At 64.3% G+C, this 11663-nt stretch carries 10 protein-coding genes; 2 read left to right on the top strand and 8 right to left on the bottom strand.

Annotated elements, in window-relative coordinates; all coding sequences use genetic code 11:
* The first annotated feature begins 42 nt into the window (after window positions 1-42).
* Both HBH1_RS24530 and HBH1_RS24525 read left to right on the top strand, forming a co-directional pair.
* The gene (locus HBH1_RS24530; RefSeq protein WP_233207699.1) at window positions 43-963 is read left to right on the top strand and encodes a cytochrome-c peroxidase; all 921 of its coding nucleotides are present in this window, start codon (window positions 43-45) and stop codon (window positions 961-963) included.
* Between the two features lie 524 nt (window positions 964-1487).
* Complete coding sequence (locus tag HBH1_RS24525) at window positions 1488-5084, top strand: indolepyruvate ferredoxin oxidoreductase family protein (RefSeq protein ID WP_102664733.1); 3597 nt, start codon at window positions 1488-1490, stop codon at window positions 5082-5084.
* Between the two features lie 41 nt (window positions 5085-5125).
* On the opposite strand, the gene prmC is transcribed toward HBH1_RS24525, so the two are convergent.
* The 8 genes from prmC to minC all read right to left on the bottom strand — a co-directional run.
* Entirely contained in the window at window positions 5126-5959 is an 834-nt protein-coding gene (gene prmC, locus HBH1_RS24520) for a peptide chain release factor N(5)-glutamine methyltransferase (protein WP_102664732.1), read from the bottom strand.
* A complete protein-coding gene (locus HBH1_RS24515) occupies window positions 5959-6453 on the bottom strand; it encodes a disulfide bond formation protein B (RefSeq protein WP_102664731.1) in 495 nt (164 codons plus the stop codon). Before HBH1_RS24515 ends, prmC begins: the two co-directional genes overlap by 1 nt.
* A 163-nt stretch (window positions 6454-6616) precedes the next feature.
* Window positions 6617-7696 (bottom strand): peptide chain release factor 1, encoded by a 1080-nt coding sequence (gene prfA / locus HBH1_RS24510; RefSeq protein WP_102664730.1) that lies wholly within the window; start codon window positions 7694-7696, stop codon window positions 6617-6619.
* A 117-nt stretch (window positions 7697-7813) separates the two neighbouring features.
* A complete protein-coding gene (gene hemA / locus HBH1_RS24505; protein WP_006465133.1) occupies window positions 7814-9106 on the bottom strand; it encodes a glutamyl-tRNA reductase in 1293 nt (430 codons plus the stop codon).
* 223 nt (window positions 9107-9329) lie between these two features.
* Window positions 9330-10031 (bottom strand): response regulator transcription factor, encoded by a 702-nt coding sequence (locus HBH1_RS24500; protein WP_102664729.1) that lies wholly within the window; start codon window positions 10029-10031, stop codon window positions 9330-9332.
* A 95-nt stretch (window positions 10032-10126) separates the two neighbouring features.
* Window positions 10127-10396, bottom strand: coding sequence for a cell division topological specificity factor MinE (minE, locus tag HBH1_RS24495; RefSeq protein ID WP_006465131.1), 270 nt, complete (start codon window positions 10394-10396; stop codon window positions 10127-10129).
* 1 nt (window position 10397) lies between these two features.
* On the bottom strand, window positions 10398-11213 hold the full coding sequence (minD, locus tag HBH1_RS24490; RefSeq protein ID WP_102664728.1) for a septum site-determining protein MinD: 816 nt from the start codon (window positions 11211-11213) through the stop codon (window positions 10398-10400).
* 79 nt (window positions 11214-11292) lie between these two features.
* On the bottom strand, window positions 11293-11663 hold a 371-nt coding region (gene minC / locus HBH1_RS24485), incomplete at its 5' end, for a septum site-determining protein MinC (protein ID WP_102664727.1).

Below are 11663 nucleotides of genomic sequence, written 5' to 3'. Positions count from 1 at the left end.
CCCACCACCACCGTCACCACCGCCACCACCGGGAAAGAGCCGATCACACCCGTCCAGCCCGCCCGCGTGAGCAATCGCGCCATGGTCGAGCTGGGCAAGCAGCTGTTCTTCGATCCCCGCCTCTCGCGCTCCGGCGCCATCTCCTGCAACTCCTGTCACAACCTGTCGATGGGCGGGACGGACAACCTGAAGACTTCCATCGGCCACCAGTGGCAACAGGGACCGATCAATTCGCCCACCGTGCTCAATGCCAGGTTCAATGCCGCGCAGTTCTGGGACGGACGTGCCGCCGATCTCAAGGCCCAGGCCGCTGGCCCCATTGCCAACCCCAAGGAGATGGCCTTCTCGCATGCCCTGGCGGTGGATGTGCTGCAGTCCATTCCGGGTTATGTGGCTGCCTTCAGGCAGGCTTTCGGTAACGACCGTCTGGGTATCGATGAAGTGACGCAGGCCATTGCCGCCTTCGAAGAAACCCTGGTCACGCCCAATTCGCGTTTCGACAAATGGCTCAAGGGCGACCGCAAGGCGCTCACCAGGAACGAGCTGGACGGCTACAAACTGTTCAAGTCGGCCGGCTGCGTGGCCTGTCACAACGGTCCTGCGGTGGGCGGCAATTCCTTCCAGAAGATGGGCCTGGTCGCTCCCTACCTGACCAGCAATCCGGCCCTGGGTCGCGCCGATGTCACCGGCAGGGAAGAAGACCGTCACCACTTCAAGGTGCCGACCTTGCGCAACGTCGAGCTGAGCTATCCCTACTTCCATGACGGCGCTGCCGCCACCTTGACCGAAGCCGTCGATACCATGGCCCGCCTGCAGCTGGGTCGGCAGTTCAGTGCCGATGAAAACGCCAAGGTCGTCGCTTTCCTCAAGACCCTGACCGGCGAGCAGCCGCGCGTGAGCCTGCCATTGTTGCCACCTTCGACCGGGAAGACGCCGCCTCCACGACCCTTCGACCAGCCCTGATCAACCCTGCCGACATAAAAAAAGCGGACCCGGCAGGGGGGGCCGGATCCGCGAGCTAGTGGTGCTTTCAACACTAGAGGGGAGGAACCTTGCACAGTAACGGATAACCAATCAATCGCTGTTCAAGTGAGGTCTATTAAACGTCAGCGCAGAACCTCGTCCAATGGCTTTTACTGGTTGTTACATTCACGTCTTGCTTGTAACAACTGAACTTGCCGCCCATTTTTTTTCAGCCGGAAATATGGTTGTTTTCACCTTTCCGGCATTTTCTCCTCCCTATCGCCGGGATTGCCGCAGGACCTGCGGAAAGTGTTTCCGGTATGTCAAAAAAGCCCGGAAACCCTGCTGCAGCGTGCGTAGCGGGGCGATCACCCTTGTGCTAACTTGATACCACAACATTAAGAAAACCCGGCCCACAAGGCCGAGGTGTTCCCTTTTCCCGACAGCGCGACGAATTCCGAGATTCTGATTCTGCTGCCGGGAGCATGTGCAGGCAAAAACAAGATTTTTGGCACGGAGACCACATGAACGCACCCCTACCCGCCGGGCAACGCCTGCTGCTGGACGATGTATCCCTGGACGACAAATATGCGCTGGAGCGCGGCCGCGTCTTCATGACCGGCATCCAGGCGCTGGTGCGCCTGCCGATGCTGCAGCGGCAATACGATGAACGCGCCGGGCTCAATACCGCCGGCTTCATCACCGGCTATCGCGGCTCGCCCCTGGGCGCGGTCGACCAGACCGCCGAGAAGGCCCGCAAATACCTCGAAGCGAAACAGGTCCGCTTCCATCCCGGCATGAACGAGGACCTGGCGGCCACCAGCGTGTGGGGCACGCAGCAGGTCAATCTCTTCAAGGACGCGCAATACGATGGCGTCTTCTCGCTGTGGTACGGCAAGGGACCGGGCGTGGACCGCTGTGGCGACGTGTTCAAGCATGCCAACATGGCCGGTACGTCCAGGCATGGCGGCGTGCTGGTGATCGCCGGCGACGACCATGCCGCCAAGTCCTCCACCGCTGCGCACCAGAGCGAACACATCCTCAAGGCCTGCGGTATCCCGGTGCTCTATCCGTCTTCGGTGCAGGAATACCTCGACTACGGTCTGCACGGCTGGGCCATGAGCCGCTATACCGGCCTGTGGGTGGCCATGAAGTGCGTGACCGACCTGGTGGAGTCCGGGATGTCGGTGATGATCGATCCCGATCGCGTCAAGATCCAGTTGCCGGAAGACTTCGCACTGCCACCTGATGGCCTCAACATCCGCCAGCCCGACACCGTGCTGGGCCAGGAAGCGCGGATGATCAACTACAAGTGGTACGCCGCGCTGGCCTACGCCCGCGTGAACAAGCTCAACCGCATCATCTGGGACAGCCCGCGTGCGCGCATCGGCATCATCACTGCCGGCAAGTCCTATCTCGATACGCGCCAGGCCCTGGAAGACCTGGGCATCGACGAACAGGTCGCCGCCGACATCGGTATCCGTCTCTACAAGGTCGGCATGACCTGGCCGCTGGAAGCCGAAGGCGTACGTGAATTCGCCCAGGGACTGGATGAAATCCTGGTGGTGGAAGAGAAGCGCCAGATCCTCGAATACCAGTTGAAGGAAGAGCTCTACAACTGGCGCGACGATGTGCGCCCGCGCGTGGTCGGCAAGTTCGACGACACCGGCGAATGGAGTGGATCGCAGCGCGAAGGCCATGGCAACTGGTTGCTGCCGGCCACCTATGAACTGAACCCGGCGCAGATCGCGCGCGCCATCGCCACCCGCATCTCGCGCTACTTTGCCGGCCATCCGGTGGAGCAGCGCGTGCGCACCCGCGTGGCCTATCTGGAAGCCAAGGAAGCCGCACTCAACATCAGCAGCAAGCCCGATCCCGACAAGGACCGCATCCCGCATTTCTGTTCAGGTTGTCCGCACAATACCTCCACCAAACTGCCCGATGGCAGCCGTGGCCTGGCCGGTATCGGTTGCCACTACATGGTGACCTGGATGGACCGTGAAACCAATCTCTTCACCCACATGGGCGGGGAGGGTGTGACCTGGGTCGGGCAGGCGCCTTTCACCAGCGAGAAGCACGTGTTTGCCAATCTGGGCGATGGCACCTACTTCCACTCCGGGCTGCTGGCAGTACGGGCCTCGGTCGCCGCCAAGGTCAATATCACCTACAAGATTCTCTATAACGATGCGGTCGCCATGACCGGCGGCCAGGAGTTCGATGGCCCGCTCGATCCGGCCATGATCTCGCGCCAGCTGGCCGCCGAGAACGTGGGGCCGATCATCGTGGTCACCGACGAGCCGGACAAGTATCCGGCCGGCGCCCGCTGGGCCGAAGGCGTGACCATCCGCCATCGCAGCGAACTCGATGCGGTCCAGCGCGAGCTGCGTGAGAAGCCGGGTGTATCGGCCATGATCTACGACCAGACCTGCGCCTCGGAAAAGCGTCGTCGGCGCAAACGCAATGCCTACCCGGACCCGGCCAAGCGCGCCGTCATCAACGAGGCCGTGTGCGAAGGCTGCGGCGATTGCAGCGTGCAGTCGAACTGTCTCTCGGTGGAACCGCTGGAAACCGAGTTCGGCCGCAAGCGCCAGATCAACCAGTCGTCCTGCAACAAGGATTATTCCTGCGTCAACGGCTTCTGCCCCAGCTTCGTGACGGTGGAAGGCGGGCAGTTGAAGAAGCCCGCCCGTGCCAAGGCCGCCGCCGGCCCGAGCCTGCCGGCACTGCCGCAGCCCGTGCTGCCGGGGCTGGCCCAGCCCTACGGCATCCTGGTTACCGGCGTCGGTGGCACCGGCGTGATCACCATCGGTCAGATCATCGCCATGGCCGCGCACGTGGAAGGTCGCGCCTGCTCGGTGCTGGACATGAGCGGCCTGGCACAGAAGGGCGGGCCGGTGATGTCGCACGTGCGCGTGGCCGAGGACGCAGCGCATATCCATTCCACCCGTGTCGGTACCGGCATGGCGGATCTGGTCATTGGTTGCGACGTGATCGTCACGGCGGGCCGCGACGCCCTGTCACGCATGGGAGAGGGGCGTACCCATGCCGCCGTCAATTCCACGCAGATGCCGACGGCAGCCTTCGTGCGCAATCCCGACTGGCAATTCCCCACCGCCTCCAGTGAGGGCGAGATCGCCCAGGCCTGCGGGCGCGACAACCTGTCGCTGGTCGATGCCGGCCGGATCGCTACCGCCCTGATGGGGGACGCCATCGCGACCAATATGTTCATGCTGGGCTATGCCTGGCAAAAGGGCTGGGTCCCCTTGTCGGAAGCCGCCCTGCTGCGCGCCATCGAGCTCAATGCCCTGCAGGTGGACTTCAACAAGCAGGCCTTCGCCTGGGGCCGGGTGGCGGCGCATGACGTCGAGTTCGTCCTCAATGCGGCCGGTCGTAATGGCACGAGTGCGCAGGTGATCGATTTCAAACGGACGCCATCGCTGGATGAATTGGTGGAGCGTCGCGTGGCCTTCCTGACCGATTACCAGAGCGCCGCCTATGCCCGCAGCTATCGTGATTTCGTCGAGCAGGTGCGCCAGCGTGAGAGCGCGCTGGGCGAGGCCGGTCGCGGCCTCAAGCTGAGCCGGGCAGTGGCGAACTACCTCTTCAAGCTGATGGCCTACAAGGATGAATACGAGGTCGCGCGCCTGCACAGCGATCCGGCTTTCCGCGCCAAGATCGCCGGCATGTTCGAGGGCGACTACAAGCTGCGCTTCCACCTGGCGCCGCCACTGCTGGCCCGCCGCGATGAAAAGGGCCACCTGCGCAAGCAGGCCTTCGGCAGCTGGATGATGCCGGCCTTTGGCGTGCTGGCCCGCTTGCGCTTCCTGCGTGGCACGGCCTTCGATCCCTTCGGCTATACCGGGGAACGCAGGCAGGAGCGCGCCCTGATCGGCGCCTATCGCGACACCCTCATGCGCCTTTTGTCACAACTGACACCGGCCAATCTGGAGCAGGTCATTGCCGTGGCCCGCGTCCCGGAAGGGATTCGGGGCTATGGGCATGTCAAGGAACGTCACTTGCAGGATGCAAAACTGAAGGAGGCTTCATTGCTGGCTCAACTGGGCCAGGGGCCGTCGCAAGCACCGCAATCACCGCAGGATGGCGGAAAACAGGCGGCTTGAGCGGCCCCTGTGGAGTGGACTGAGGGTGTGGAGTGAGCGCGTCAGGCCAGGCGGCCGCCGCTGACGCGTTCGATGCCGGCCAGGTCGCGCCAGCTTTGCACGTCCGTAAAGCCGGTACCGGCCAGCAGGGCGCGCACCGCGGCGGCCTGGTCGTAGCCGTGTTCCATCAACAGCCAGCCTTGCGATAGCAGATGTGCCGGGGCGCCATCGATGATGGTGCGCAGGTCGGAGAGGCCATCGCCGTGGTCGGTGAGGGCATCGACCGGTTCGAAGCGCAGGTCGCCTTGCGACAGGTGGACGTCACCGTCGACGATGTAGGGCGGGTTGGAGGCGATCACGGCAAAACGCTGGTCCTTGGCCAGGGCGCCGTACCAGTCGCTCTCCAGCAGGGTCACGCGGGCCTGGTGGGCGGCGGCGTTCTCGCGTGCGATGGCCAATGCGGCCGCGCTGGCGTCGAGCGCCGTGACCACCGCATCGGGGCGGCTATGAGCGATGGAGACAGCAATTGCGCCCGACCCGGTGCCCATGTCCAGCAAGGCGCCGCCGGTGGGCAGGCGCTCCATGGCCAGCTCCACCAGCAGTTCGGTATCCGGGCGCGGGATCAGCACGTCCGGTGTTACCCGGAAATCCAGTCCATAGAACTCGCGCAGGCCCACGATATAGGCGATCGGCTCGCCCCGCAGACGGCGTGCGTAGAGGGCCTTGAGCGCATCGGACTCGGCCTGGTCCAGGCGCCGTTCCGATTGCGTGATCAGTTGCACCCGTGTCAGGCGCAGGGCGTGGCAGAGCAGGATGCGGTTTTCCAGCGGGTCCAGCGGCGCCGTCTTCAATACGGTGGCCAGCGTGCAGCCGGCGTAGCTGGACAGCGGTTCCATCATTTCCAGATGGTGGTGCGCGGCGCGCGCTTGAAGGCCTGGACCGCCAGGACTACGGCCAGCACGGCGAACCAGATCAGCGACCAGGTCGGGATCTGCAGTCCGAATACCGGCGGCCACGGGGCCGAGCAGAAACCGTCGGCGGTGAACATCTGTGGCAGCAGCTTGGCGGTGGGCAGCTGGTTCAGCGCCGTTTCCAGCGGATCGGTGGTGCAGGAGACCCCCGGATGCGCCTTCACATACAGATGCCAGATCGCCGTGCCGGCGCCGCCCAGCGCGGCCAGCAGGCCCAGTGCCGCGCTACCGCGACGCGCCCCGGCCGGCAGGCCGGCGCCGATCAGCGCAAAGATGCCCACCAGCACGAACATGTAGCGCTGGATCACGCACAGCGGGCAGGGCTGCATTTCCTCGACGATCTGCAGATACATGGCAAAGCCCAGCAGGCCGGCGCACACCAGCGCCACCAGCAGGAAAACCGGTTTGGATGATTTCATGGTTGTTGTTCGAAATTGTCTTGGTTGGTGGGATTCTCATGGCTGCGGCAATCCGGCCATGACGCGATTGTAGAGACATCCCGGGGACCCTGCACTCTGTTCCCCCGAACAGGCCGCATGGTCAGCCTGAGACCGGTGCAGGAAAACCTGGTTCCGTGACCGCTCAGTCATCCCCCAGCTGCGCCAGCAGTTCGGCCTGGTGTTCGGTGATGAGCGCATTGGTCAGTTCGTCGAGGTCGCCATCCATGATGAAGTCCAGCTTGTAGAGCGTGAGATTGATGCGGTGGTCGGTCATGCGCCCCTGCGGGTAATTGTAGGTGCGGATGCGCTCGCTGCGGTCGCCCGAGCCGATCAGGGACTTGCGGGTGGCCGCCTCCTTGGACTGCAGTTCCCGCAGTTGCACGTCCTTGATGCGCGCGGCCAGCACCTTCATGGCCTGGGCCTTGTTCTTGTGCTGGCTGCGGTCGTCCTGGCACTCCACCACGATGCCGGTGGGCAGGTGGGTGATACGCACGGCCGAATCGGTCTTGTTGATGTGCTGGCCGCCGGCACCGGAGGCCCGGTAGGTATCGATGCGGATATCGGCCGGGTTGATGTCCACATCCTCGACCTCGTCGGCCTCGGGCATCACCGCCACCGTGCAGGCCGACGTGTGGATGCGGCCCTGGGTTTCGGTGGCCGGCACGCGCTGCACGCGGTGGCCGCCAGATTCGAACTTCAGGCGCGAATAGGCGCCGAAGCCGACGATGCGGGCAATCACTTCCTTGTAGCCACCCAGTTCCGATTCGGAGGACGAGACGATCTCCACCTGCCAGCGCTGGCGTTCGGCATAACGCGTGTACATGCGCAGCAGGTCGCCGGCAAACAGGGCCGATTCATCGCCACCGGTGCCGGCGCGGATTTCCAGGAAGATGTTGCGTTCGTCATTGGGGTCGCGCGGCAGCAGCATCTTCTGCAGGTCCAGTTCCAGCGCCTCCATGCGTGCCTTGGCGCCGTCGATCTCTTCCTGGGCGAAGGCCTTCATGTCAGGGTCCGACAGCAGTTCCTGGGCGGTGCGGATGTCGTCGCCGGCCTGCACGTAATCGTGATACAGCGCCACCAGCGGCCCCAGTTCGGCGTGTTCGCGGGTCATCTTGCGGAAGTTGTCCATGTTGGCGGTGGCATCTTCCTGGGCCAGCAGGCTGTTGAGCTCTTCCAGCCGTTCGGCAAGCTGGTCGAGTTTGGCGAGCATCGATGGTTTCATGGGTGTCGAATCCGGTAACGTAAAACAGGGGAAGAAGGAGATATCGGCGGCCCGGGAAAGGCAGCACGATCAGCCGTCGGCATCAGGCAAGGATGCAGGCGGCGGGAGAGGGGAACGCTAACGCTTGGCGCGGAACAGTTGCGGCAGCAGCGAAGCCAGCTGGCTGCGCTGTTCGCCCTGGGCGTGGTGCAGGGCCTGTTGCGGGCCGTGCAGGAACTTCGCGGTCAAGCCCTTGGAGAGGGCTTCCAGGACGGCTTCCACGTCGTCGCCCTTGGCCAGCATGCGACGGGCGCGATCCAGTTCGGCCAGGCGCAGGGCCTCACCGGTTTCCTGCAGGTCCTGGATCAGCGGCACCATGGCGCGGCTGTCGATCCAGTGCATGAAGGACTGCACGCGGGTCTCGATGATGGCCTCGGCCTGCGCCACCGCTGCCTGGCGGTTTTCGACGCCGCTCTGGACCACCGAGGCCAGGTCGTCCACGGTGTAGAGGAAGACGTCATCCAGGCGGCCGACTTCGGCTTCGATGTCGCGTGGCACGGCCAGGTCGACCATGAAGATGGGTTTGTGGCGGCGCGCCTTGACGGCCCGTTCCACCAGCCCCAGGCCGATGATGGGCAGTTGCGAGGCGGTACAGGAGACCACGATGTCGAAACTGGCCAACTGCGCCGGCAGGTCGGCCAGGCGGATGGCGCGGCCGTTGAAGCGATGGGCCAGGGTTTCGCCGCGCTCCATGGTGCGGTTGGCCACCGTCAGGGTCTTGGGATTCTGCGCGGCGAAGTGGGTGGCGCACAGTTCGATCATCTCGCCGGCGCCGATGAAGAGCACGTTCTGGCCCGAGATCGAATCGAAGATGCGCTGTGACAGCCTCACCGCCGCTGCCGCCATCGACACGCTATGGGCGCCGATCTCGGTCGTGGTGCGCACTTCCTTGGCCACCGCGAAGGTGCGCTGGAACAGCTGATGCAGGTAGGTGCCAAGCCCGCCGGCGGCGTCGGCCTGGCGCACCGCATCCTTCATCTGGCCCAGGATCTGCGGCTCGCCCAGGACCATCGAATCCAGGCCAGAAGCGACGCGGAAGGCGTGGCGCACGGCATTGTCCTGCGGCAGCGAATACAGATAGGGGCGCAGGTCGGCGTAGGGGATGTGATGGTAATCGGCCAGGAACTGCGCGGTGCGGTCGATGGCGAACTCCACCCCGTCGCGTCCGGCCGCCGCCGCGGCATACAGCTCGGTGCGGTTGCAGGTGGAGAGGATGGCCGCTTCACCGCTGGCGATGATCTTGTCATTGCCGCCAAACCAGGCACGCGCGGACGACACCGCCTGACCGATCTGGTCAGCGGGGAAGGCCACTTTCTCGCGCAGCGAGACAGGCGCGGTAGTGTGGTTGAGTCCGACAGCGAGCAAATGCATGGAGTGCGCGGCAGCAGTGCCGATGAGCTGGGATGGTGCGATCTATGAGTCCCGAAACGGACAATTTCGAACAGTTTCGGCCCCGGTTTTGGGAATAATTATACTCTTCGGGCCATTTCGGGTTGGGGCGGTCCCCGATAATCGGTATATGTCTGTGACATGGATCAGGTTTGGCGTTCACTGGAAACGACAAAAACAACAGCCCGCTGACCGGCCCCGGCGGCTATTCCAGCCGTTCCAGCTGATAACCGTAGCCGTAGACGGTCGCCAGCTGGTAGCCATTGGCCGGTTGCAGGCCCAGCTTGGTCCGGATGCGCGAGACATGGGTATCGATGGTGCGGGTCGGGGTCTCCGGCTCGGCGCCCCAGATGCGCTCCTGCAGGAAGGCACGCGACAGCGGGCGCCCCAGGTGCTGCATGAACAGCAACGCCAGTTCGGCCTCCTTGCGGGTCAGCGTGGCATCCAGATGCGGCAGCCCCGGATGGGTCACGCGCAGGCGCGCCAGGTCGACCATGAAACCGCCGGCCTCGACGATGCTGGGCGGCGCCTCATAGGGCTGCGCGGCCAGCAGCAGCAGGTCCAGGCGCAAAGCCAGTTCCTGGCGCCGCACCGGCTTCACCAGGAAATCGTCGGCACCGGCCAGCAGCAGGCTGCGCAGCCAGGCCTGGTGCGCCGGCGTGCACAACAGCAGCAATACCGGTCTGGCCTTGGCGGCCGCCGGTGGGCGATGGCGTTGCACTAGCACCGTGATCGCCTGGAGATGCCGTTGCACGTCATCCAGGTCCAGCACCACCAGCTGGGCGCCATCGTCGCAGGCTGCAGCAAAGCCATCGGCGCCACGATAGACGGTGGCGTCGTGACGTTCGGCCAGTTGCGTCACCAGCGTGACGGTATCGGCGTCGGAAGAGATGATCCCGATCTTCATGGCATCAGGCTGGACAAGGGCAGGTTATCGACAAGGAGACTCAGATGGACGAAAGGGCAGCCAGGGCTGCCCTTGCATCGGTGGCGACCGTCGCGTCAGGCCGCCGGGACGTCGCTGTCGGGCAGCACCACGTTCACGTCCAGCACTTCCAGGTTGCCCTGGCGGTCCAGCGAGATCTTGATGTCGTCGGCATTGACCTTGGTGTACTTGGAGATGACCTCGATCAGTTCCTTGTGCAGGGCCGGCAGGAAGTCCGGACCCTGACGGCCATTGGAGCGCTCGCGGGCGATGATGATCTGCAGCCGCTCCTTCGCCGCCACCGCGCTCTTGGGCTTGCTGGGGAACAGGAAAGAAAGCAGGGACATGTCACTTACCTCCGAAGATGCGCTGCAGCAGACCCGGCTTTTCGTAGGTGGTGAAACGCAGTTCGACGGTCTCGCCGAGGAAGCGCGACACCACGTCCTGGTAGGCCTGCGCCACGTCGGAGTCCTTCAGGTGAATGGCCGGGGAGCCCTGGTTGGAGGCCTGCAGCACGGTTTCCGACTCGGGAATGATGCCGATCAGGGGAATGCGCAGGATTTCCTGCACGTCGGTATAGGACAGCATCTCGCCGTCTTCCACGCGCTTGGGCGAATAGCGGGTGATCAGCAGATGCTCCTTGACCGGCTCGCCGCCGGCCGAGGCACGACGCGACTTGGCCTGGATGATGCCCAGGATGCGGTCCGAGTCGCGCACCGACGACACTTCCGGGTTGGACACCACGATGGCCTCGTCGGCGAAGGTCAGTGCCATCACCGCGCCATGCTCGATGCCGGCCGGCGAATCGCAGATGATGTATTCGAAGTCCATCTTCGACAGGTCGCCCAGCACGCGCTCCACGCCTTCTTCGGTCAGGGCGTCCTTGTCGCGGGTCTGCGAGGCCGGCAGGATGAACAGGTTGTCGCAGTGCTTGTCCTTGATCAGGGCCTGGTTCAGCGTGGCTTCCTTGTTGATCACGTTGATCAGGTCGTAGACCACGCGGCGCTCGCAGCCCATGATCAGGTCCAGGTTGCGCAGACCGACGTCGAAGTCGATCACGGCCGTCTTGTGGCCACGCATGGCCAGGCCCGATGCGAAACTGGCGCTGGACGTCGTTTTGCCGACGCCGCCCTTACCCGAAGTCACAACGATGATTTTTGCCACGAAAAACTCCTTAAGAAGAACAGTACGCCGGTGGGGTCCGGCCCGATTATTCGTTTAGATGATGATGGTCACCGGAGGCTCACGACGCCGACATCGGCAGCACGTCGATGCGTTCGCCCTGCAGGCGCACCTGCACCTGCTTGCCCGCGAGCTCCGGCGCGTGACCGTTCTCGAAGGTTCGATAGACTCCGGCAATGGAAACCAGTTCCGCTTCCAGTGAAGCGGCGAAGATGCGCGCCTCGGTATTGCCCGACGCACCGGCCAGCGCCCGGCCGCGCAAGGGCGCGTAGACGTGGATGCAGCCGTCGGCGATCAGTTCGGCACCGTTGTTGACGGCGGCCAGCACCACCAGGTCGGCGCCACGCGCATAGATGCGCTGGCCGGCACGCACCGGAGTATCGATCACCACGGTACGGGCCTGGGGGGCGGCGGGCGCTTCAGGCGCGGCGG

The sequence above is a fragment of the Herbaspirillum sp. BH-1 genome, from assembly GCF_002870055.1.
Taxonomy (GTDB): Bacteria; Pseudomonadota; Gammaproteobacteria; order Burkholderiales; family Burkholderiaceae_D; genus Herbaspirillum; species Herbaspirillum frisingense.
Note: the sequence above shows the minus strand (reverse complement) of the source record. Positions and strands in the feature narration are given on the sequence as shown.

Excerpts from the sequence above, each read along its gene's own strand:
- HBH1_RS24525 (WP_102664733.1), top strand. The coding sequence starts at position 1,488 with ATGAACGCACCCCTACCCGCCGGGCAACGCCTGCTGCTGGACGATGTA.
- prmC (WP_102664732.1), bottom strand. The coding sequence starts at position 5,959 with ATGGAACCGCTGTCCAGCTACGCCGGCTGCACGCTGGCCACCGTATTG.
- HBH1_RS24515 (WP_102664731.1), bottom strand. The coding sequence starts at position 6,453 with ATGAAATCATCCAAACCGGTTTTCCTGCTGGTGGCGCTGGTGTGCGCC.
- prfA (WP_102664730.1), bottom strand. The coding sequence starts at position 7,696 with ATGAAACCATCGATGCTCGCCAAACTCGACCAGCTTGCCGAACGGCTG.
- hemA (WP_006465133.1), bottom strand. The coding sequence starts at position 9,106 with ATGCATTTGCTCGCTGTCGGACTCAACCACACTACCGCGCCTGTCTCG.
- HBH1_RS24500 (WP_102664729.1), bottom strand. The coding sequence starts at position 10,031 with ATGAAGATCGGGATCATCTCTTCCGACGCCGATACCGTCACGCTGGTG.
- minE (WP_006465131.1), bottom strand. The coding sequence starts at position 10,396 with ATGTCCCTGCTTTCTTTCCTGTTCCCCAGCAAGCCCAAGAGCGCGGTG.